Here is a 22,498-nt window from a genome sequence, read left to right on the forward strand (position 1 = left end):
CCGGCCGATAGGCTCAGGGGGTGGCCACTGCAGCGGACACGACCCCGGACCGCGCCCAGGTGATCGACCAGGTCGTCAAGGCCTACGACATCCGCGGTCTCGTGGGCTCCCAGCTCGACGAGACCTTCGTCCGTGACGTGGGCTCGGCCTTCGCGCGCGTCCTGCTCGACGAGCAGGCGGACGGCACCGGCTCGGGCCTCGGCAACGGCGGGGCGGTCGTCGTCGCGCACGACATGCGCGAGTCCTCCCCGGGGCTGGCGGAGGCGTTCGCCGACGGCGTCACGGCGCTCGGGGTCGACGTCGTCCACATCGGCCTGGCCAGCACGGACATGATGTATTACGCGTCCGGCGCGCTCGAGATGCCCGGTGCCATGTTCACCGCGAGCCACAACCCGGCGACCTACAACGGCATCAAGCTCTGCCGGGCCGGGGCGTCGCCCGTCGGGCAGGACACCGGGCTCGACGAGATCGCCGCGCTGCTCGACCGCGGCGCCGGCGCGGTGCCGGGGGCCGACACGCGCGGCACGGTCAGCCACCGCGACATGCTCGCCGACTACGCGGCCTTCCTGCGCTCGCTGGTCGACCTCTCGGGCCTCCGCCCGATGTCGCTCGTCGTCGACGCGGGCAACGGTATGGCCGGCTACACGGTGCCCGCGGTGATGGATCCGCTGCCGCTGGAGATCGAGCCGCTGTACTTCGAGCTCGACGGCTCGTTCCCCAACCACGAGGCGAACCCGCTGGACCCGGACAACCTCGTCGACCTCCAGCGCAAGGTCGTCACCCTCGGCCGCGTCGACGCCGGGCTCGCCTTCGACGGCGACGCCGACCGCGTCTTCCTGGTCGACGAGAAGGGCGACGCGGTGAGCCCCAGCGCGATCACCGCGCTCGTGGCGACGCGGGAGCTCGCCAAGCACCCGGGGTCGACCGTCATCCACAACCTCATCACCTCGCGCGCGGTCCCCGAGATCATCAGCGAGGCCGGCGGCACGCCCGAACGCAGCCGCGTGGGCCACTCGTTCATCAAGGCGACGATGGCCGACACCGGCGCGGTCTTCGGCGGCGAGCACTCGGCGCACTACTACTTCCGCGACTTCTGGAACGCCGACTCGGGGATGCTCGCCGCCCTGCACGTGCTGGCCGCGCTGGGGGAGCAGGACAAGCCGCTGTCCGAGCTGATGGCCCGGTACGACCGCTACGCCGCCTCCGGCGAGATCAACTCGAAGGTCTCCGACGCCGCCGCCGTGATGGCGGAGGTGGAGCAGGACTTCGGGGCCCGGGACGGCGTCACCACCGACGACCTCGACGGCCTCACCGTCGTGCTGCCCGACAACAGCTGGTTCAACCTGCGCCCGTCGAACACCGAGCCGCTGCTGCGGCTCAACGTCGAGGCCGCCGACGACGACGCCGTCGCCGCGCTGCGCGACGAGGTCCTCGCGCTCGTGCGCGGCTGATCCGGACTTCAGAGGAGACCCCGAATGCCGCTCGGCCTGGACCCCGACCTGCTCGACATCCTGGCGTGCCCCGCGCCCGACCACGGCACGCTGCGCCCCGGGACGCCCGACGACCCCGAGGCCGCCGCCCTGACCTGCACGTCGTGCGACCGGCGCTACCCGGTCACCGACGGCATCCCTGTCCTGCTGTTGTCCGAGGCGACCGGGGGACCGGCCACCGCAGTGCAGGGGTGAGCGCGTGCTCGACGACGCCCTCCTCTCCGACGAGCCGCGCCTGCTCGCCGCCGACCACGACGGGGTGCTGCGCGCGGTGGCGACCGCGGGCGCCCAGGTGCGCGCGACGTGGGCGGCCGCCCGCGACGTCGGGGTGCCCGACGAGCTCGCCGGCCTGCGCCCGCGCGCGCTGATCCTGCTGACCCGCCCGGGCACCACCGAGTCCGCGTGCCGCCTGCTCGCCGCGCTCCTGACACCCACGGCCCCGCTCCCGGTGATCGTCACCGGGGTGGCGCCGCCGTGGCTCGGGCCGCTCGACGTCGTCGTGGCCACCCACCGCGGGCGCGAGGGCGACCCGGTCGAGGCGGACGTGGCCGAGTCCGTGCACCGCGCCGTGCGCCGCGGGGCCCACGTCGTGCTCGCCGGCCCGGGCGAGGGGCCCGCGGCCGCCGCGGGCGCGGGCCGGGCCCTCGCCGTCGTGCCCCGGATGACGCTCGGCGTGCCGGGGGAGGACCTCGACGGCCTCGACACCGCGACGGTCCTGGCCACCGGCCTCGCCGTGGCCCGGTCGCTGGAGCTGCTCGACCTCGACCTCGACGTGCTCGCCGACCGGCTCGACGCCGAGGCGGAGCGCGACGGCCCGCGCGGCGAGGCGTTCGTCAACCCGGCGAAGAGCCTCGCGCTGCGCCTGGCCGAGCGCACGCCGCTGCTGTGGGGCGCCGACCCGGTCGCCGCCCTGCTCGCCGGGTACGGCGCGACGGTGCTGGCCACGCACGCCGGGGTCGTCGCCCAGGCCACCTCGGTGGCGGCCGCGACCACCCAGCCGGCGCTGCGGGCCCGGCTGCAGGAGACCTCCGGGGAGGCGTCGATCTTCGCCGACCCCTTCGACGACCCGTCCCCGGCGGCCCCGCCGCCGCGGCTGGTGCTGCTCGCCGCCCGCGAGGACCTCGCGGTGCGGCGGCTGGTCGCCGACGTCGGTGCCCGACACCCGGGAGCCGACGTCCTGGAGATCGACGACGTCGACCTGGCCGGCGAGGGCCCCGTCGCGGACGCGCTGCGCGCGGCCGTGCTGGCCACCCGGCTCGACTTCACCGCGGTGTACCTCGGCCTCGCGCTCGGCGCGCGGGTGCCGGGCGTCCACACCGGCTGAGTCGCGTCACGTCCCCCGTCCCGACCAGAGAGGCATGTCCGTGGAGACCCTCAGGGGCAGCGTGCGCACGTACGCGTGGGGTTCCCGCACGCACCTCGCCGAGCTGCTCGGCGAGGAGGTCCCCTCGCCCCACCCGCAGGCCGAGCTGTGGCTCGGCGCGCACCGCGACGAGCCGTCGCAGCTGACCGGCCGCGGGACGAACCTCGCCGACGCGCTGGCCGACGACCCGGCGGCCGGGCTCGGCCCGGGGCGCCGCGAGCGGTGGTCCGACCGGCTGCCCTACCTGCTCAAGGTGCTCGCCGCCGAGGAGCCGCTGAGCCTGCAGGCCCACCCCTCGGCGGAACAGGCGGCCGCCGGCTGGGCCCGCGAGGAGGCCGCGGGCATTCCCCGCACGGCCGCCGAGCGCAACTACCCCGACCCGCTGCCCAAGCCCGAGCTGCTGTGCGCGCTCACCGAGTTCCACGCCCTCGCCGGGTTCCGGGAGGCCGCGACGACCGTGCGCCTGCTGAAGGCCCTCGATGTGCGCGCGCTCGAGCACCACGCGGGCCTGCTCGCCGCCCAGCCCGACGCCGACGGCCTGCGCGCGGTGTTCACCACCTGGATCACGCTGCCCCAGCGGGCGGTCGACGAGCTGGTGCCCGCGCTGCTCGACGGCTGCGTCGCCCACGTCCGCGCCCGCGGCGAGTTCACCGGCGAGGCGCGGACCCTGCTCGACCTCGGCGAGCGCTACCCCGGCGACGCCGGGGTGCTCGCGGCGCTGCTGCTCAATCGAGTGACGCTCGCGCCGGGGGAGTGCCTCTACCAGCCGGCGGGCTCGCCGCACTCCTACCTGTCGGGCGCCGGCGTCGAGCTGATGGCCAACTCCGACAACGTCCTGCGCTGCGGGCTGACCCCGAAGCACGTCGACGTGCCCGAGCTGCTGCGGGTGCTCGACTTCGCGCCCGGCATGCCGACGCTGCTGCGCGGCGAGGGCAAGGGCCCCGTCACCCGCTACGCGCCGTCGGAGTTCTTCACCCTCGCCCGCTGTGACTTCGAGGAGGGGCACGTCGACGAGGGGGCCCTCGACGAGGCGCAGCCCGAACCCGCCGACCTCGGCCTGGAGGGGCCGCGGATCGTCGTCACCGTGCGCGGCACGGTGCGGCTGCGCACGGCGTTCGGGCGCTGCCACGAGGTGTCCCAGGGCGCCGCGGCCTGGATCCCGGCGTGCGACGGCCCGGTGACGATCGCTCCGGTCGACGGCCCGGCGCTGGCGTTCGCGGCGGCGGACGGTCTCGAGACCCGCGGGGGCTAGCCTTCACGGCGAACCCACACCCGGTCCGGTCCATCCCCTGGAGGCACCCCGTGTCCGCATCCGGAGGCGGCAAGGCGATCGTCGCCGCGCTCGCGGCCAACGCCGGCATCGCCATCGCCAAGTTCGTCGGCTTCGCGATCACCGGCTCGTCCTCGATGCTCGCCGAGGGTGTGCACTCGGTGGCCGACACGAGCAACCAGGGGCTCCTGCTGTTCGGACGCCGGCGCGCACGGCGCGAGGCCGACCGGGCGCACCCCTTCGGCTACGGGCGCGACCGCTTCTTCTACTCGTTCATCGTGGCGCTGCTGATCTTCAGCCTCGGCTCGGTGTTCGCCCTGTACGAGGGCATCCACAAGCTCACGGCGGGCTCCGAGGACCTCACCAGCCCGTTCGTCGCCGTGGCCATCCTCGTCGTCGCGATCGCCCTGGAGACCTACAGCTTCCGCACCGCCATCAAGGAGTCGCGGGAGCTCAAGGGCGACCAGTCGTGGTGGGGCTTCATCCGCACCTCGGTCAACCCCGAGCTGCCCGTCGTCCTCCTCGAGGACCTCGGGGCCCTCATCGGCCTGGTCCTGGCCCTCGCGGGCGTCGGGCTGTCCGTCCTGACCGGCAACGTCGTCTTCGACGCGATCGGGACGATCTGCATCGGTGTCCTGCTGGGCGTCATCGCGGTCATCCTCATCGTCGAGACGAAGAGCCTGCTCATCGGCGAGGGCGCGTCGCCGCCGCTGGTCCGCACGATCACCGGCGCGCTGGTCGGCGGGCCCGTCGAGCGGGTGATCCACCTGCGCACCCAGTACCTCGGCCCCGAGGAGCTGCTGGTCGCCGCCAAGATCGCCGTCTCGTCGTCGCTGCCGACCGAGACGGTCGCCGAGGCGATCGACCACGCCGAGGCGCGCCTGCGCGACGCGGTGCCGGAGGCCCGGCTGATCTACCTCGAGCCCGACCTCGATCGTCCCGACGGTTCACCGGTCGGCGAGGCACTCGACCCCACGCCGGACCGCGCGGGCTGACCGGCCGAGCCGCTGCGTCCCCCCGGCGCAGCGATGTGAACTCGCCGTCACGGATCTGGTCGTCTCCGTCGTCATACCGGGGGTCTGCGGGCGTAGGGTGCCGCCGACCACGGACGGACCGGTCGGACCTTCAGGAGTGCCCATGACGTCGACCCAGCCGCAAGGCGGGCTCTTCCGGACCAAGTCGGTGGAACAGTCCATCGCCGACACCGACGAGCCGGGCAGCAAGCTCCGCCGCGAGCTCGGCGCCTTCGACCTCACCGTCTTCGGCGTCGCGGTGCTCATCGGCGCCGGCATCTTCACCATCACCGCGCGCGTCGCCGGGGACATCACCGGCCCGGCCATCGCGATCTCGTTCGTCATCGCCGCGATCGCCTGCGGGTTCGCGGGCCTCTGCTACGCCGAGTTCGCCTCGACGGTGCCGGTGGCGGGCAGTGCCTACACGTTCTCCTACGCCACGTTCGGCGAGTTCATCGCCTGGATCATCGGCTGGGACCTCATCCTCGAGTACGCCCTCGGCGCCGCCGTCGTGTCGAAGAGCTGGGCGCAGTACCTGGGCGAGCTGTTCGGGGGCAGCAGCACCGCGGCCTCCCTGGAGCTGGGCCCGGTGACGTTCGACTGGGGCGCGGTGCTGGTCATCGGCGCCCTCACGGTCGTCCTCGTGCTGGGCATCAAGCTCTCGAGCCGGGTCTCGACGATCATCACCTCGATCAAGGTGCTCGTGGTGCTGCTCGTCATCGTGGTCGGGCTCTTCTACGTCCAGGCCGCGAACTACACCCCGTTCATCCCGCCGCCCGGCGGCGAGCAGGAGAGCGGTGGCGGCGCCGACGCGTCGCTGCTGTCGCTGATCGCGGGCAGCGAGGGGTCGACCTTCGGCATCTACGGCCTGCTGGCCGGCGCGTCCCTGGTCTTCTTCGCCTTCATCGGCTTCGACGCGGTGTCCACCACCGCGGAGGAGACCAAGAACCCGCAGAAGGACCTGCCCCGCGGGATCCTCGGCTCGCTCGGCGTCGTCACCGTCCTCTACGTCGCCGTCTCGCTCGTGCTCGTGGGCATGGTCAACTACACCCAGCTCGCGACGCCCCCCGGCAGCGAGGAGAGCGCCACGCTGGCGACCGCGTTCACGCTGGTCGGTGCCAACTGGGCGTCCACGATCATCTCCGTCGGCGCCCTCGCCGGGCTGACCACCGTGGTCATGGTGCTCATGCTCGGGCAGAGCCGGGTGTTCTACGCGATGAGCCGCGACGGGCTGCTCCCGCGCAACCTCGCGCGGACGGGCTCCCGCGGCACCCCGGTGACGATCACGATCATCATCGGTGCGCTCTGCGCCGTGCTGGCCGGCTTCTTCCCGATCGACGAGCTCGAGTCGATGGTCAACATCGGCACGCTGTTCGCCTTCATCCTGGTCGCGGTCGGGACGGTCTACCTGCGGCGCAACCGGCCCGACCTGCACCGGACCTTCACGGTCAAGGCCCTGCCGCTGGTGGCCACGCTCGCGGTGCTCAGCTGCCTCTGGCTGATGCTGAACCTGACCGTCGAGACCTGGATCCGGTTCATCGTCTGGATGGTCCTCGGCGTCGTGATCTACTTCGCCTACTCCCGCCGGAACTCCGTGCTCGGCAAGCGGGAGCGCGGGGAGGAGTCCTCGGTCACCAACCCGGGCGGCCCGGCAGGCCCGGCCGCGCGGCCGACCGAACCCGGCTGATCGGTACGGTCCCGCCGGTCGTCGTCACGACCGGCGGGGCCGTCGTCGTCCACCCGGCGGCGGTGGCCCCGGCACCCGGTCGTGCGATGAGATGGAGGGCCGCGGGAACGGACCGGGCGGCGCCCCCGGGCTGGTCGTGAGCCGTGCCGGCCGTGGGCCGGGCCGCGCCGTCGGACGAGGAAGGTGACGAGGTGGACGTCGGACACGAGCTCGACGAGCTGATCGACCTGATCGACCGCCTCCGCCGCGACGTCGCCGACGTCGGCGGACCCCGTCCGGACCCCGGCGTCGCCGGACCGGGCGCCGGGGCCGCCGAGAACCGCTCGATCGCGGGCGCCCGCGCCGCGCTGGCCCGCGAGCAGGCGCAGCGCGTCCGGGAAGGGCTCGCCGAGGTCCGCGAGCGGACACGGACCCTCGCGGAGGTGAACCGTGCGGGCCAGGCCCGGCGGGCCGTGCAGGGACGCGCGACGGCGACCGGGACGGATCCGGCGCCACCCGCCGTCGCCGCGGCCCCCATGGACGCGCTGCGTGCGGCCGCCCGCAACCTGGGGAACGTCACCGACGCCCAGGGGCTGGCCGAGCGCGTGGTCGCGGGTGCCCTGACGTCCGTCCCCGGGGCGGAGCGCGCCGCCCTCCACATCGCACCGCCCGCCGGCGCGACGTCGGTGCGGGCGGCGAGCGACACCGTCGCCGAGGAGCTCGAGGCGGCGCAGACGGCCGCCGGCGAGGGTCCCGGCATCGAGGTCCTCGAGAGCGGTGGGCGCGTCCACGTCCCGGACACCGCGGGTGAGACCCGCTGGCCGGACGTCATCGCCCGGGCCCGCGAGGCCGGGGTGGGCGCCGTGCTCGCCCTCGACGTCTCGTGCGCGGCCGTGCGCGGCGCGCTGGTGCTCTACGCCGCGCGGGCGGAGGCCTTCGGCGGCGCGAGCCGGGCGACGGCGGCGCTCTTCACCGACTACGTCGCGGTGGCGCTGGCCGCGCAGACCCGGATCGACGCCATGACGAACGCCCTCTCCAGCCGGGACCTCATCGGGCAGGCCAAGGGCATCCTCATGGCGCGCCAGGGGCTCGACGCGGACGGGGCCTTCGCCCTCCTCGCCCAGTCGTCGCAGCAGCGCAACGTCAAGCTCGTCCAGGTGGCCCGGGAGCTGGTCGGCGACGCCCTCGGGGGCTGACGCTCAGGGTGCGTCCGCCGGGCCCCCGCCACGGTCCTCCGAGTCGTCGGACTCCCCGGAGCCGAGGAGCCGTCGACTCTGGTCGCGCTCCCGCGCGGCGAACTCGCGTGCCTCCTGCGCCGCACCTCGCAGCCGGTCCGCGGCGTGCGGGCGCAGGCGGGCGGAGTCCTCGTAGGTGCGGGCCACCCGCTCCTCGGAGTCCGCGATCTCGCCCGCCAGACGCCCGATCCGCGTGGTGAGCTCGGAGGCGCGCCCGCGCACGCGCTCGAGGGCGTCGGCACTCTCGTCCGACCCGGAGGGCTCCGCGGGGGTGTCCTTCTCGGCCATGGACTCCTCCTCGGGACCCGGATCCGGGCGCGGGTCGTGACGTCGTCGCTACGATCGCACGACCGACCCGTGGACCGCCCGGCCTGCAGGTCGCCGCACCCCGCCGTCGGCGACGGCGGCGGTGCCGCAGCCGGGAGGTGGGCCGTGGCGGACGAGGGGCCGGTGGGGGTCCTGGTCGGGGTCGGCGCCTCGGCCGGCGGCGTCGAGGCGCTGCTCGCGCTGGTCGCCGGGCTCGACGAGGACCTGCCGGCCGCCCTGTTCGTGGTGCTCCACCAGGCGGCGGCCGCGCCGACGGTGCTGGCGGGGCTCCTGGCCAGGCGGTGCCGGCTCCCGGTCGACAGCGCGCGCGACGGCGCCCCGGTGCGGCCCGGCCGCGTGGTCGTGGCCCGGCCGGACCACCACCTGCTGGTCCGGGACGGGCAGGTCGTCCTGGGCCGCGGACCCCGGGAGGACGGGCACCGCCCGGGCGTCGACGCCCTGTTCCGCTCTCTCGCCCGGGAGGCCGGGCCCGGGGCCGTCGGGGTCGTGCTGAGCGGGATGCTCGACGACGGGGCCGCGGGGATGCTGGAGATCGTCCGGCACGGCGGGAGCGCCGTCGTGCAGGAGCCCACCGAGGCGGGCCACGACTCGATGCCGCGCGCGGCGCTCGCCCGGGTCCCGACGGCGCTCGTGACGCCGGCGCACGCCGTCGGCGCCGCCCTGCGCGAGATCGTCGCGTCGGAGCCCTCCGCGGGGGCCGTGCCCGCCGGTGGCCTGCGTAGCCTGCTCGCCGGGGACGCCCGCCGCCGCGGGCCCGAGGAGAGCGGGAGCGGACGGCCGTGAGCGAGGACGACGACGCCGGGCTCGAGACCCTGCTCGACTTCATCAAGGAGAGCCGCGGCTTCGACTTCACCGGCTACAAGCGCTCCAGCCTGCAGCGCCGCGTCGAGCGCCGGATGCAGGAGGTCGGGATGGCGACCTTCGGCGAGTACCTGGACCGCCTACAGGTCGACCAGGACGAGTTCACGCAGCTGTTCAACACCGTCCTGATCAACGTCACCGGGTTCTTCCGGGACCCCGAGGCGTGGCGGGAGCTCCAGAACGAGATCCTGCCCAAGCTCCTGGCGCCGAAGACACGGGGCGAGCCCATCCGGGTCTGGTCGGCCGGCTGCGCCAGCGGCGAGGAGGCCTACGGGCTGGCGATCCTGCTCGCCGAGGCCGTCGGCCCCGAGGAGTTCGGCCGGCGCGTCAAGGTCTACGCCACCGACGTCGACGAGGACGCCCTGGCCACGGCACGCCAGGCCACCTACACCGACAAGGAGCTGCAGGCCGTCCCCGAGGAGTGGCGCGAGCGCTACTTCGAGCGCCACGGGTCGCGCGCGACGTTCCGCGGGGACCTGCGCCACAACGTCATCTTCGGGCGCAACGACCTGGTGCAGGACGCGCCGATCGGCCGGCTGGATCTGCTCGTCTGCCGCAACACCCTGATGTACCTCAACGCCGAGACGCAGGCGCAGGTCCTGCGCCGGTTCCACTTCGCCCTCGGCCCCGCCGGGGCGCTGTTCCTCGGCAAGGCCGAGATGCTGCTCAGCCACAGCCGGCTGTTCCTGCCCGTCGACCTCAAGCGGCGGTTCTTCCGCAAGGCCGACCACGGGGATCCCGCGGCCCGCCCGGCCCACGCCGACGGCCGGCGGGACGGCGCCGGCTCCGCGGTGGACGCCCGCCTCGAGGACGAGACGCTGCTGGTCAGCCCGTTGGCCACCATCGTGGTCAACGCCGACGAGGTCGTCGAGAAGGCCAACCAGCGGGCCGAGGCCCAGCTCGGGGTGTCGGCCCGCGAGATCGGCCGACGGTTCACCGAGCTCGACCTCTGCCAGCGCATCACCGGGCTGCGGGCGTCGTTCGAGGACGTCCGGCGCCACCACACCTCGCTGTGGCAGCACGACGCCGAGTTCTCCCGCTCGGCCACCGAGACGCTGTACTTCGACATCCAGGTCGCCCCCCTCGAGCCGGACGAGAGCGGCCGCGTCGCGGTGGCGATCTTCTTCTCCGACGTCACCCGCTACCGGCGGATGACCGGCGAGCTCCAGTCGGCGCACCGGCAGGTCGAGACCGCCTACGAAGAGCTCCAGTCGACGGTCGAGGAGCTGGAGACCACGAACGAGGAGCTCCAGTCGACGGTCGAGGAGCTGGAGACGACCAACGAGGAGCTCCAGTCGACGGTCGAGGAGCTGGAGACGACCAACGAGGAGCTCCAGTCCACGAACGACGAGCTGCAGTCGATGAACGACGAGCTCCGTCAGCGCGGCACGCAGCTCGACGAGGCGAACGACTTCCTCGAGTCGGTGCTGGGCAGCCTGCGCACCGCCGTCGTCGTGGTCGACACCGAGCTGATCGTCCAGGCCTGGAACGCCCGCGCCGACGACCTCTGGGGCCTGCGGTCGGAGGAGACCGTGGGGCAGCACCTGCTCAACCTCGACATCGGCCTGCCCACCGAGCGCCTGCGCCCGCTGGTCCGCCAGGCCCTCGGCGGTGACGGCCCGCCGGAGCAACCGCTGCGCGTCGAGGCGATCAACCGGCGCGGCCGCACCGTGCAGCTCGCGGTCTCCGCCTCGCCGCTGACCCTGCGCCACCGCGGGCCCACCGGGGCGATCGTGCTCATGGACCAGGTCGACGGGCACGGGAACGGTCGGGAGCCGCCGCCGTGAGCGACGGGCCCCGCGACGACACGGGGGGCGCGGACAGGGCGCGTCGGGAGGAGCTGGCCGACGAGCGGGACGCCCGCGCCACGGACCGCGACGCGGCCGCCGACCGCCGTGAGGTCGCGGCCGACGCCCGCGAGGCCGGCGCCGACGCCCGCGAGGGCACCGCCGACGCCCGCGAGCACACGGCCGACGAGCGCGAGGGCCGGCTCGACGACCTGGCCCGCGCGTTCCGGTTCGACACCCCCGGACTCCTGGACCGCGCGGGCGAGGCCGTCGAGCGCACGGCCGAGACGACCGAGCGGTCCCGCGAGCGGGTCGAGCGCTCCCGGGCGGCGCTGCAGCGCTCGCGGGAGCTGGTCGACCGCGAGCAGCGCGAGATCGACGACGAGGGCGCCGCCTCCGAACGTCGGCTGCGGGACGACCCGGGGACGCCGGAGCCCTGAGGGTGTCCGTGTCCCCGGGACCCCCGTGTCAGGCCTTCGCCGGCGCCTGGTGACCCGCGAACTTCTCCCGCAGCGTCTTCTTCGAGAACTTGCCGGTGGAGGTCTTGGGCACCTCGTCGATGAACACCACGTCGTCGGGCACCTGCCACTTGGCGACGCGCGAGGCGATGTGCTCGAGCACCGCCTCCCGGGTGAGCTCGACGCCCTGCTTGGGGACGACGCAGGCCAGCGGACGCTCCGACCACTTCTCGTCCGGGATCGCGATGACCGCGGCCTCGGCGACGCCCTCGAGGGACATGATCTCGTTCTCGAGGTCGACCGACGAGATCCACTCGCCACCGGACTTCACGAGGTCCTTGGTGCGGTCGACGAGCTTCACGTACCCGTAGCGGTCGATCACCGCGACGTCACCGGTCTTGAGCCAGCCGTCCTCGGTGTACTGCTTGCCGCCGTCCTCGTTGCGGTAGTAGGACGCCGCGATCCAGGGCCCGGCGGCCTGGAGCTCGCCGGAGGTCTCGCCGTCCCACGGGAGCACCTCGCCGGAGTCCGGGTCGCAGATGCGCAGGTCGACCAGCGGCGCGGGCGTGCCCGCCATCGCGCGCACGTCGGCGAGCTCGTCGTCGGAGAGACCGTCGTGGACCGTCTTGAGGACCCCGGTGGTGGCGATCGGGCTGGTCTCGGTCATGCCCCAGGCCTGGGTGATCGGCAGGCCGATCTTGTGGCGCCACGCCTCGGACAGCGACTTCGGCACCGCGGACCCGCCGCAGAGCAGCAGGCGCAGGTCGGGCAGATCGCCCTCGGAGAGCTCGGGCAGCACGCCCATCCAGATCGTCGGGACGCCCGCGGTGACCGTGACGTGGTGGTCGCGCAGGATGCCGGCGATGGCCTTCGGGGTCATGTTCGGGCCGGGCATGACCAGCGACGAGCCGGCGAACACCGCCGCGTACGGCGTGCCCCAGGCGTTGGCGTGGAACATCGGCACGATCGGCAGCAGGACGTCGCGCTCGACGAGCCCGGCGACGTCGGCCATGAGCACGGCGATCGAGTGCAGCACCGTCGAGCGGTGCGAGTAGACGACGCCCTTGGGGTTGCCGGTGGTGCCCGACGTGTAGCACATGGCCGCGGCCTGGTTCTCGTCCGCGATCTCGAAGCGGCCCTCGTGGGGCTCGACGGACTCGAGCAGGGCGTCGTAGTCGGAGATGCGCTCGTCGTCGGGGATGGCGACGTCGGCGCCGTCGTCGATGACGATGACCTTGCGGACGGTCGTCATCTCGTCGACGTGCGGCCAGAACTGCGGGAACAGCGATCGGTCGACGAAGACGACCTCGTCCTCGGCGTGGTTCGCGATGTAGATCAGCTGCTCGGTGAACAGCCGGATGTTGAGGGTGTGCAGCACGCGCCCGCTGCACGGCACCGCGAAGTAGAGCTCGAGGTGGGCCGGGCTGTTCCAGCAGAAGGTGCCGACGCGGCCCTCGGGGGAGACACCGAGGGCGTCGATCGCGGCGGCGGCGCGGCGGACCCGGACGGCCCAGGACGCGTAGTCGCTGCGGTGCACCGTGCCGCCCGCACCCACGCCGGTGATCGGCTTGTGGCCGAAGATCTGCTCCGCACGATGGAAGACGTGGGGCAGGGCGAGGGGGTAGTCCTGCATCTGACCGAGCACTGGCGGGGCCTCCCTGAACGGTGTAACTGCCGTCACTCATCCTACGGCGATCCCGACCGGTATCGCCCCCTCGTCGGGATCGGCCGACAACTGATCACCATGTGTGCCGGGACGTGTGACCCGGGTGACCCGCTCGGCGGCGCGGCGGTTGCGACCTGCGCGAACGCCGGTCACCGTACGGACGGTCGGCGCTGGACCGGGTCGCCCCCGGCTCGTCGCGGTTGACCGGGTATGGGGCCTGTGCTGGACTTGGTGCACGGCATCGATCGCACACCTCGTGCGAACGGGAGCTGCCGAGTGGCGCTGCAACGGACGGTTCTCTAGTCCGCCACGCTCGGTAGTGGTCCGTACCTTCGCAAGGGCGCCTGCGGATGGTGATGAAGCGTGTTCTGAGTCCTCGTGCCCCCGGCGTGCCGTCCTCCCGCCCGCGCGACAGCGAGCGACGGCGACACACCGGACGTCCACGGACCCGGCACCGTTTCGCACGGTCCAACGATCACCGACCAGAGGGAGTCATGACGAACGCAGTAGGCACCGTCGACCAGAAGCACGACACGCGCAACGGCATCGATTTCGCCGTCGCCGATCTCGGCGAGGCCGACTTCGGGCGCCGCGAGATCCGCCTGGCGGAGCACGAGATGCCGGGCCTGATGGCCCTGCGCCGCGAGTACTCCGAGGCCAAGCCGCTCCACGGCGCCCGGATCTCCGGCTCGCTGCACATGACGGTGCAGACCGCCGTCCTGATCGAGACCCTCGTCGAGCTGGGCGCGGAGGTCCGCTGGGCCTCCTGCAACATCTTCTCCACGCAGGACCACGCCGCCGCCGCGGTCGTCGTCGGCCCCCACGGGACCGCCGAGAAGCCGCAGGGCATCTCCTGCTTCGCCTGGAAGGGCGAGTCGCTGGAGGAGTACTGGTGGTGCGCCGAGCAGATGCTCGCGTGGAAGGACTCCGAGACCCGCGGCCCGAACATGATCCTGGACGACGGTGGCGACGCCACCATGCTCGTCCACAAGGGTGTCGAGTTCGAGAAGGCCGGCGTCGTCCCCAGCGTCACCGCCGAGGACCCGGCCGAGTACCAGGTCGTCCTGGCCACGCTGCGCCGGAGCCTCGAGGAGGACCCGCAGCACTGGACCAAGGTCGCGTCGGGCATCAAGGGCGTCACCGAGGAGACCACGACGGGCGTCCACCGCCTGTACGAGTTCTTCAACGAGGGCAAGCTGCTCTTCCCGGCGATCAACGTCAACGACTCGGTCACCAAGTCGAAGTTCGACAACAAGTACGGCTGCCGCCACTCGCTCATCGACGGCATCAACCGCGCCGTCGACGTGCTGATCTCCGGCAAGAAGGCCGTCATCTGCGGCTTCGGTGACGTCGGGAAGGGCTCCGCCGAGTCGCTGCGCGGCCAGGGCGCCCGCGTGACCGTCACCGAGTCCGACCCCATCTGCGCGCTCCAGGCGCTGATGGAGGGCTACGACGTCAACACCCTCGAGAACGTCATCGAGGAGGCCGACATCGTCATCACGACGACCGGCAACAAGGACATCGTGACCCTCGACCACATGAAGCGGATGAAGCACCAGTCGATCCTGGGCAACATCGGCCACTTCGACAACGAGATCCAGGTCGAGAAGCTCGAGAAGTCCGGTGCGAACCGCATCAACATCAAGCCGCAGGTCGACGAGTGGAAGTTCGAGGACGGCCACTCGATCATCCTGCTGTCCGAGGGCCGGCTGCTGAACCTCGGCAACGCCACCGGGCACCCGAGCTTCGTCATGTCGAACTCGTTCGCCAACCAGACGATCGCGCAGATCGAGATCTGGACCAAGCCGGACGAGTACCCGATCGGCGTCTACCGCCTGCCGAAGCACCTGGACGAGAAGGTCGCGAAGGTCCACGTCGAGGCGCTCGGCGCGGAGCTGACCAAGCTCACCAAGGAGCAGGCCGAGTACATCGGCGTCGACGTCGAGGGCCCGTACAAGCCGGATCACTACCGCTACTGAGGCGGCTGTGTTCGCAGCGAACGCGCTGTTCGCTGCTTCTAAGCGCACGAACTCCCCGTTGATCACTCGTTGACTTCGGGGCCGAAGGGCACCTTCGCTCGCTCTAGGCGAGTGGAGGTGCCCTTCGGTCGTTCCGGGCCGCGGACGGCCCGCCCGGGGACATCAGGAGCGCAAGGACCACCTCGGAGGGCCTGGCCGGGTGGTCGTCGCACTCCTGATCTCCGCCGCCGCCTGGTTCCCGCGACCTGAACACCGGCCGATCCCGCGAAGGGCGCCTTCGCTCGCTCTGGGCGAGTGGAGGTGCCCTTCGGTCGTTCCGGGCCCGCGCCTAAGGTCACCGAAGTGGGCGTGGTGGTGGCCGTCGAGGGCCTGGACGGGGCGGGCAAGGCGACGCTGGTCGCCGCGCTCGCCGACGCCGCCCGCGCCCGCGGGGCGACGGTCGGGGCGTTCGCCTTCCCCCGCTACGACGCCGACGTGCACGCCGCGATCGCCGGCGAGGCGCTGCACGGCGGGCACGGCGACCTGCGCGGCTCGATCCACGCGATGGCCGTGCTCTTCGCGCTCGACCGGGCCGGCGCCGCGGTCCCGCTGCGCGCCGCACGCGAGGAGTACGACCTCGTCCTCGTCGACCGCTACGTCGCCTCCAACGCCGCCTACGGGGCGGCCCGGTGCGGTGAGGACATCGACGGGCCGTTCGTGGCCTGGGTGCACGCCCTCGAGATCGGCCGTCTCGGGGTGCCGGCGCCGGACGCGCACGTGCTCGTCCGCGTCCCCGGGGTGCTCGCCGCGCAGCGCGTCCGCGACCGCGCCGCGGCCGACCCGACGCGCACCCCGGACGGCTACGAGGCGGACGCGGCGCTGCAGGCGCGGTGCGCCGCGGTGTACGACCAGCTCGTCGAACGCTCCTGGCTGGCGCCCTGGGCGGTGATCGGCACCGACGGAGACCGCGCGTCGGTCACCCGAACGGCGGAGTCGTGGGTCGACAACTGGCTCGGAACCGGCTCGTCGGGCGACATCGGCCCCGGATCGTCGGTGAGAAGTGACACCATTGAGACATGACCTCTCGGATCCTCGTGGTGGACGACGACGCCTCGCTGGCGGAGATGTTGACGATCGTCCTGCAGGGCGAGGGATTCGAGACGACGGTGGTGGGCGACGGGCCGGCGGCGCTGCCGGCGCTGCGGGAGAACGCGCCGGATCTCGTGCTGCTGGATCTCATGCTCCCGGGGATGAACGGCATCGACGTCTGCCGGGCGATCCGCGCCGAGTCCGGGGTGCCCGTGGTGATGTTGACGGCGAAGACCGACACGGTGGACGTCGTCCTGGGTCTCGAGTCCGGCGCGGACGACTACGTGGTCAAGCCGTTCAAGCCCAAGGAGCTCGTGGCGCGCATCCGGGCCCGCCTGCGCCAGTTCCCGGCCGAGCCCGCCGAGCAGATGCAGATCGGCGACGTCACCATCGACGTCCCGGCCCACCAGGTGCGCCGCAGCGGGCGCACGATCCCGCTGACGCCGCTGGAGTTCGACCTGCTGGTGGCCCTGGCGCGCAAGCCGCGCCAGGTGTTCACCCGCGAGGTGCTGCTCGAGCAGGTCTGGGGCTACCGGCACGCGGCCGACACGCGGCTGGTCAACGTCCACGTGCAGCGCCTGCGCTCCAAGGTCGAGATCGACCCGGAGCACCCGGAGGTCGTGCTGACCGTGCGCGGCGTCGGGTACAAGGCCGGGCCGCCCTGAGTCCGGGCCGCCGGGGGACACCGTGCTGACGGGCCTGCGTCTTCGCCTCGAGCGCTTCGCCGCCGAGCGGGTGGGTCAGGTCCGGGTGCTCTGGCGGCGCTCGATGCAGCTGCGTGTCGTGCTGTCGACGCTGGCCATGTCCGTCGTCGTCGTGGCCGTGCTCGGCCTCGTGCTGCAGACCCAGATCGCCGACCGGCTGGTGCAGGGCAAGGAGCAGGCCGCCCTGATCCAGGCGGACATCTCCCGCCAGGCCCTCGAGCGCGACCTCGCGCGCATCGACCCCGACCGCGACGGCGCCCAGGCCGTGCTCGACGACGTCCTCGACCGGCTCTCCACCAGCGGCCAGGGTGCCGACCAGGACGGCCTGGCCCGGGGCAGCGACCCGACGAGCGACGCCGGCGCGTTCGACGCCGTGCTCATCGCCGGCTCCGACACCGTGGGCGCCGGCGCCCCGGGCGCCCTGCCGACGGTGCCGGGCGGCGCGACGGTGGAGGTCAGCGCCGGGCCCGCCGAGGTCATCCCGCCCCAGCTGCGGGCCCCGGTGCTCCAGGGCTTCCTCGCCACCAAGTACCTGACGGTCGCCTCGTCGGACCAGGCCGCGCCCGTGCCCACGCTCGTCGTCGGCCAGCCGGTGCGCACCGCGGGCCGCAACCTGCAGCTCTACCTGCTCTTCCCGCTCTCGGCCGAGCAGCGCACGCTCGCGCTGGTCCAGAGCACGCTCGCGCTCGCCGCCGGCGTCCTGCTCGTGCTGCTGGCGGGCATCTCGTCGGTGGTCACCCGCCAGGTCGTGCGCCCGGTGCGCCAGGCCGCCGACGTCGCCGAACGGTTCGCCGACGGCCATCTCGACGAACGCATGCCGGTCCACGGTGACGACGAGGTGGCCCGGCTCGCGGAGTCGTACAACGAGATGGCGGCGAGCATCCAGTCGCAGATCCGCCAGCTCGAGGAGTTCGGGGCGCTGCAGCGCCGGTTCACCTCCGACGTCAGCCACGAGCTGCGCACGCCGCTGACCACCGTGCGCATGGCCGCCGAGGTCCTGCACGCCCAGGTCGACCCCGCCGAGGTGACGTCGGCGCGCTCGGCGCAGCTGCTCGTCGACGAGCTCGACCGCTTCGAGACGCTGCTCGCCGACCTGCTGGAGATCAGCCGCCTCGACGCCGGCATGGCCGAGCTGGGCCTCGAGGAGGTCGACGTCGGCGCGATCGTGCGGCGCTCGGCCGAGACGGTGCGGCACCTCGTCGAGGCCACCGGCACCCCGCTGCTGCTCGACCTGGGTGACCAGGTCCTCGCCGAGGTCGACCCGCGCCGCGTCGAGCGCATCCTGCGCAACCTGCTCGCCAACGCGATCGACCACGGCGAGGGCCGGCCCATCGAGGTGCGGCTGGCCGCCGACGAGGGTGCCTTCGCGGTCGTGGTGCGCGACCACGGCGTCGGCCTCAAGCCGGGCGAGGCCGGGCTGGTGTTCAACCGGTTCTGGCGCGCCGACCCGTCCCGCCAGCGCCGTAGCGGCGGCACCGGGCTCGGGCTGGCGATCAGCCTGGAGGACGCCCGCCTGCACGGCGGCTGGCTGCAGGCCTGGGGCGAGGTCGACCAGGGCGCCGTCTTCCGCCTGACGCTGCCCCTGCGCCACGGCGAGCGCCTGCGCACGAGCCCGCTGCCCCTGCTGCCGGTCGCGGCCGCCCCGGCCGCCGCCGAGCCCGGCATCCACGACGCCGCGCCCACCGCGGGCACCGCCCTGCCCCCGCCCGAGGCCGACACGAGCGACGGGGACACGACGAACGGCGGGGCGGACATGCCCGAGGCGACCCTGCCCCAGCCCACCCTGCCCCAGCCCACCCTGCCCGGACCGACCCTGCCCGAGCCCACGCTGCCCGAACCGACCCTGCCCGATCCCGCACCGCCCTCGGGGCCGGGCACGTCCTCGGTGATCCGGTGACGCGGATGCGCCGGGTGGTGCTGCTCCTCCTCACGGTGCTGCTCGCGGCCGGCTGCGCGTCGGTGCCCGGCTCGTCCGAGGTCACCGTGCTGCGGCAGGTCGGCGACGCCGCCGAGCCGACTGCGCCGCCCGGCCCCGCGCGCGACGCCGGGCCGCTGGAGACCGTCCGGGGCTGGGTGCTCGCCTCCGGCGCCACCGCCGAGCGCCACCGCGCCGCGCGGGGGTTCCTCACCTCGGCGACGGCCGGCACGTGGGACGACGGGGCCAGTCCGGTCGTCGTCTCCGACCAGGTGGACACCGTGTTCGTCGACCGCCCGGTGCCCGTGGGCGAGGCGCGGGTCCGCGTCCGGGCCACGGCGCTCGGGGTGCTCACGCCCGACGGGGTCTTCGACGCCGGCGTGCGTCCCGTGGAGGTCGAGGTCGGGCTGACCGAGCAGAACGGCCAGTGGCGGATCTCCTCGCTGCCGACCGGCACGATCGTGCGGCGCTCGGACCTGCGCGCCAACACCCGCCCGGTGCGCACGTGGTTCCTCGACCCGCAGCGCGCGAGCCCCGTCTCCGACCCCCGCTACCTGGCCACCACCCCGGCGCGCTCGGTGCCGACGCGCACGATCCAGTACCTGCTCGCCGGCCCCTCGGAGTCGCTCGCGGGCGCCGCCGTGAGCGCCCTGCCCGTCGGCACCGCGCTCCGCTCCGACGTCACGATCACGCCCGGGGGCACCGCGGTCGTCGACCTCACCCGCACCGGCCCCCTCGACGACCGCCGGCGCCGCGAGGTCGCGCAGCAGGTGACGCTGACGCTGGCCGGCATCGGGGTGCCCCGGGTGGAGCTGCTGGTCGACGGCGAACCCCTGCTGCCCGGCGTCCCCGAGGTCGACATCGCCGCCGCGCTCGCCGGCCTGCCGCCCGAGGTCGCCCGGCGCCCCGACCTGCCCGTCGATCCCGTCGTCGGCGGCCCGGGCGAGTCCGACGTCCCCGTCCTCGTCGCCGACGACGGGCGCCTGCGCCTGCTCTCGGGGGAGCCCGCGGGCGGCCCGGCCGGGCGCGGCACCTACCAGGCGGCGTCCGCGTCCGCGAGCGCCGACGGCGACGTCGCGCTCGTGGCGCAGGACGGGGTGTCCGCCGACCCGGCGGTCCCGCGCATGCGCCTGCTCACGGGCGCCGGCGGGTCGGAGCTCGCCGCGAGCGGGATCGAGGGCCGGTCGCTGGCCCGGCCGTCGTGGACCCCGGACTCGAACGAGGTGTGGTCGGTCGCCGACGGCGCCACCGTCGTGCGGGCGACGCGGGCCGGGCCGCCCGGGGCCGTACGCCCGTTGCCCGTCGACGCGTCCGGGCTGGTCGCGGCGGGGGTGACCGCGGCGCCGGGGGCGCTCGGGCCGTTGTCGGCGCTGCGGATCTCGCCGGACGGGGCGCGGGTCGCGCTCGTCTCCGGGGGCCGGGTGCTGGTGGCGGCGATCGCCCGCGACGGCGCGGGCAACGCCCGGCTGGGGTCGGTCGCGGCGCTGCGGCCCGAGTCGCTGGACCAGGTCCTCGACGTCGGCTGGACCCGCACCGACCAGCTCGTCGCCGTCGGCAACCGGGCCGACCGGCCGGTCACGCTGGTCTCGGTGGACGGCCTGGACCTCGAGTCCCTCTCGACCACCAACATCACGCCGCCGGTGACCGCGGTGGCGGCCCGGCCCGGGCGACCGCTGGTCGTGGCCGACCAGGGCGGCACCTGGACCCTGCCCCTGGGCGGCGAGAGCGGGTCCGGCACCGACGTGTGGCAAGCGGTGCCGGGCTTCGGCCCCTCCACCGTGCCGGCGTACCCGGGCTGAGGCAGCGCTCGCCACACAGCACTCCGTCCCCATCGCCCGGATGCGTCCCCAGGCCCGGACGCGACCCTGGCCGTCGGGGCACCCGCGGCGCGAGCCTGGCGGGGTGCCCCAGCAAGCTCGGCAGACGCAGCGGGCCCAGCACGCGCTGCTCGCCCTCGCCGACCTGCTGCTGCCCGCCCCGTGCCCCGGCTGTGGGGCCGACGGCGAGCGCTGGTGCGCCGCGTGCCGGGACCGGTGGCGACGCCCGGCGCTGCTCGACCTGCCCGGCCTGCCCCCGGTGATCGCGCTCGCGCCCTACGGGGGCAGCGCGCGCGAGGCCCTGCTGGCCTACAAGGAGCGGGGTCGCCGCGAGCTCGCCCGGCCGCTCGCGGAGCACGTCGCCGGCGGCCTGCGCGCGCACGACGTCCCACCCGCCGCGCTCGTCCCCGCCCCGTCGCGTCCCGCCGCGGCGCGTGCCCGCGGTGGCGACCACGTGCTGCGCCTGGCCCGGGCGGTGGTCCGGGGCGCGGCACCGAGCGAGCCCGGGGTGCCGTGCGTCGCCCGCGCGCTCACGCTGGGGCGGAAGGCCGTCGACGCGGTGGGTCTCGACGCGGCCGCCCGGGCCGAGAACCTCGCGCGCCACCTGCGCCTGCGTCCGCGGGGGCTGCCGCCGCCGGGATGCGCGGTGGTGCTGCTCGACGACGTCCTCACCAGCGGGGCCACCGCCCGCGCCGCGACGCGCCTGCTCGCCGCGGCGGGCCGGCCGGTGGACGCGATCGTGGTGCTCACCGTGGCCGACCCCCGTGCCCGGCGGTCACTCGTCCGGGTGGGTACGGACCCGGACGCCCGTCTCACCCGGCCGGTGCCCGTGACCAGGGGTGAGCCGTCCGGTCGAGTGCCCGCCGGGTGGCCCTACCCGGGCAGATCGGACCTTCCGCAGGACCGGCAGGAGTCACTACGGTGACGCACCACACCCGCCGAGGTGAACGACAGGAGGCGCGAACGTCGCAGTTCGACGCGGTCGCGGGCCCCCGAGGACGGTGTGCCCCGAGCTCCCCTGACGGAGACGGCCGCGCATCGTTTTCCCCCAGATCGGGAGGTCGTCTTGGAGACCGTTCTCTGTGGACGCAACGTCGAGGTTCCCCAACACTTCCGCGAGCACGTGGCCGACAAGCTGTCGCGTCTCGAGCGCTATGACCACAAGATCGTGCGGATGGAGGTCCAGCTCTCCCACGAGCCGAACCCCCGCCAGGCGAAGAACTGCCAGCGCGTGGAGATCACCGGCCGCGGTCGCGGTCCCGTGGTCCGCGGCGAGGGCTGCTCCGCCGACTTCTACTGTGCGCTCGACCAGGCCGTGGCACGTCTCGAGGCCCGGCTGCGCCGCGCCCACGACCGGCGCCGCGTGAGCCACGGCCGTCGTGTGCCGGTGTCGGTGGCCCGGGCGACCGGCACGATCACGGCGACCGAGGAGCTCGAGGGCACCGCGGGGGCGGCGACCGATCTGCTCGAGCCCGCGGAGCCGGCCACCAACGGCCACTCGCACGGTCGCGACTGGGGCGTCGACGTCCCGGCCGCACGGGAGCCCGGGGACGACGTCGCGCCGGAGGACGATGCCGGGGACGATGCCGGGGAACGCCGGCCCGGCCAGGTGGTGCGGACCAAGGAGCACCACGCGGTCCCGATGAGCGTGGACGACGCCCTGTCACAGATGGAGCTCGTCGGCCACGACTTCTTCCTGTTCGCCGACGCCGCGACGGGGCGGCCGAGCGTGGTCTACCGCCGCCACGGCTACGACTACGGGGTGATCGCGCTCGCCTGACGGCACGGGCACACAGGGCCCGTCCCCGTTGCACCTACGATGGGGACGGGCCCGTGCCGGTGCGCGCGCCGGGGCCGGCCCGCACCCGAGCGCCGACGA

19 protein-coding genes are annotated in these 22,498 nt (G+C 74.1%); 17 read left to right on the top strand and 2 right to left on the bottom strand.

Going from position 1 to position 22,498, the window contains the following annotated elements:
* The first annotated feature begins 20 nt into the window (after positions 1–20).
* The 7 genes from PH191_RS02530 (at position 21) to PH191_RS02560 (ending at position 7,998) form a co-directional block, all read left to right on the top strand.
* Positions 21–1,451 (top strand): phosphomannomutase/phosphoglucomutase, encoded by a 1,431-nt coding sequence (locus PH191_RS02530; protein ID WP_274193052.1) that lies wholly within the window; start codon positions 21–23, stop codon positions 1,449–1,451.
* A 24-nt stretch (positions 1,452–1,475) separates the two neighbouring features.
* Complete coding sequence (locus PH191_RS02535; RefSeq protein ID WP_274189620.1) at positions 1,476–1,685, top strand: Trm112 family protein; 210 nt, start codon at positions 1,476–1,478, stop codon at positions 1,683–1,685.
* Positions 1,686–1,689: 4 nt separating this feature from the next.
* Positions 1,690–2,814, top strand: a complete 1,125-nt coding sequence (locus PH191_RS02540; RefSeq protein WP_274193053.1) for an SIS domain-containing protein — start codon at positions 1,690–1,692, stop codon at positions 2,812–2,814.
* Positions 2,815–2,848: 34 nt separating this feature from the next.
* On the top strand, positions 2,849–4,105 hold the full coding sequence (gene manA / locus PH191_RS02545; protein ID WP_274193054.1) for a mannose-6-phosphate isomerase, class I: 1,257 nt from the start codon (positions 2,849–2,851) through the stop codon (positions 4,103–4,105).
* Between the two features lie 50 nt (positions 4,106–4,155).
* Positions 4,156–5,118 (top strand): cation diffusion facilitator family transporter, encoded by a 963-nt coding sequence (locus PH191_RS02550; protein WP_274193055.1) that lies wholly within the window; start codon positions 4,156–4,158, stop codon positions 5,116–5,118.
* 142 nt (positions 5,119–5,260) lie between these two features.
* Positions 5,261–6,823, top strand: coding sequence for an amino acid permease (locus tag PH191_RS02555; RefSeq protein ID WP_274193056.1), 1,563 nt, complete (start codon positions 5,261–5,263; stop codon positions 6,821–6,823).
* A 191-nt stretch (positions 6,824–7,014) separates the two neighbouring features.
* Positions 7,015–7,998, top strand: coding sequence for a GAF and ANTAR domain-containing protein (locus PH191_RS02560; RefSeq protein ID WP_274193057.1), 984 nt, complete (start codon positions 7,015–7,017; stop codon positions 7,996–7,998).
* 3 nt (positions 7,999–8,001) lie between these two features.
* On the opposite strand, the gene PH191_RS02565 is transcribed toward PH191_RS02560, so the two are convergent.
* Positions 8,002–8,325 carry a hypothetical protein gene (locus PH191_RS02565; RefSeq protein ID WP_274193058.1) on the bottom strand — a complete coding sequence of 108 codons (324 nt, stop codon included), beginning with the start codon at positions 8,323–8,325 and terminating at the stop codon, positions 8,002–8,004.
* A 144-nt stretch (positions 8,326–8,469) separates the two neighbouring features.
* Here PH191_RS02565 and PH191_RS02570 point away from each other — a divergent pair, with 144 nt between their 5' ends.
* The 3 genes from PH191_RS02570 to PH191_RS02580 are packed head-to-tail and all read left to right on the top strand — an operon-like array spanning position 8,470 to position 11,452.
* Positions 8,470–9,147 (top strand): chemotaxis protein CheB, encoded by a 678-nt coding sequence (locus tag PH191_RS02570; RefSeq protein ID WP_274193059.1) that lies wholly within the window; start codon positions 8,470–8,472, stop codon positions 9,145–9,147.
* Complete coding sequence (locus tag PH191_RS02575) at positions 9,144–11,012, top strand: CheR family methyltransferase (protein ID WP_274193060.1); 1,869 nt, start codon at positions 9,144–9,146, stop codon at positions 11,010–11,012. Before PH191_RS02570 ends, PH191_RS02575 begins: the two co-directional genes overlap by 4 nt.
* Complete coding sequence (locus tag PH191_RS02580) at positions 11,009–11,452, top strand: hypothetical protein (RefSeq protein ID WP_274193061.1); 444 nt, start codon at positions 11,009–11,011, stop codon at positions 11,450–11,452. Before PH191_RS02575 ends, PH191_RS02580 begins: the two co-directional genes overlap by 4 nt.
* 28 nt (positions 11,453–11,480) lie before the next feature.
* Here PH191_RS02580 and PH191_RS02585 read toward each other — a convergent pair whose 3' ends face one another.
* The gene (locus PH191_RS02585; RefSeq protein ID WP_274193062.1) at positions 11,481–13,115 is read right to left on the bottom strand and encodes a long-chain fatty acid--CoA ligase; all 1,635 of its coding nucleotides are present in this window, start codon (positions 13,113–13,115) and stop codon (positions 11,481–11,483) included.
* A gap of 515 nt (positions 13,116–13,630) precedes the next feature.
* Between PH191_RS02585 and ahcY the strand changes: the two genes are divergently transcribed.
* The 7 genes from ahcY to hpf all read left to right on the top strand — a co-directional run bounded on the left by ahcY (position 13,631) and on the right by hpf (position 22,399).
* A complete protein-coding gene (ahcY, locus tag PH191_RS02590) occupies positions 13,631–15,115 on the top strand; it encodes an adenosylhomocysteinase (protein ID WP_274193063.1) in 1,485 nt (494 codons plus the stop codon).
* 342 nt (positions 15,116–15,457) lie between these two features.
* Positions 15,458–16,174 carry a dTMP kinase gene (locus PH191_RS02595; RefSeq protein WP_274193064.1) on the top strand — a complete coding sequence of 239 codons (717 nt, stop codon included), beginning with the start codon at positions 15,458–15,460 and terminating at the stop codon, positions 16,172–16,174.
* Complete coding sequence (mtrA, locus tag PH191_RS02600; protein ID WP_274193065.1) at positions 16,171–16,848, top strand: MtrAB system response regulator MtrA; 678 nt, start codon at positions 16,171–16,173, stop codon at positions 16,846–16,848. Before PH191_RS02595 ends, mtrA begins: the two co-directional genes overlap by 4 nt.
* Before the next feature lie 103 nt (positions 16,849–16,951).
* Positions 16,952–18,784 (top strand): MtrAB system histidine kinase MtrB, encoded by a 1,833-nt coding sequence (gene mtrB / locus PH191_RS02605; protein ID WP_420791760.1) that lies wholly within the window; start codon positions 16,952–16,954, stop codon positions 18,782–18,784.
* A 14-nt stretch (positions 18,785–18,798) separates the two neighbouring features.
* Positions 18,799–20,601 carry an LpqB family beta-propeller domain-containing protein gene (locus tag PH191_RS02610; protein ID WP_274193066.1) on the top strand — a complete coding sequence of 601 codons (1,803 nt, stop codon included), beginning with the start codon at positions 18,799–18,801 and terminating at the stop codon, positions 20,599–20,601.
* 103 nt (positions 20,602–20,704) lie between these two features.
* Positions 20,705–21,544 (top strand): ComF family protein, encoded by an 840-nt coding sequence (locus tag PH191_RS02615; RefSeq protein WP_274193067.1) that lies wholly within the window; start codon positions 20,705–20,707, stop codon positions 21,542–21,544.
* Between the two features lie 141 nt (positions 21,545–21,685).
* Positions 21,686–22,399: a ribosome hibernation-promoting factor, HPF/YfiA family gene (gene hpf / locus PH191_RS02620; protein ID WP_274193068.1), complete on the top strand. Its 714-nt coding sequence runs from the start codon at positions 21,686–21,688 to the stop codon at positions 22,397–22,399.
* Positions 22,400–22,498 lie beyond the last annotated feature (99 nt).

This window comes from Actinomycetospora callitridis, assembly GCF_028737265.1.
GTDB lineage: Bacteria > Actinomycetota > Actinomycetes > Mycobacteriales > Pseudonocardiaceae > Actinomycetospora > Actinomycetospora callitridis.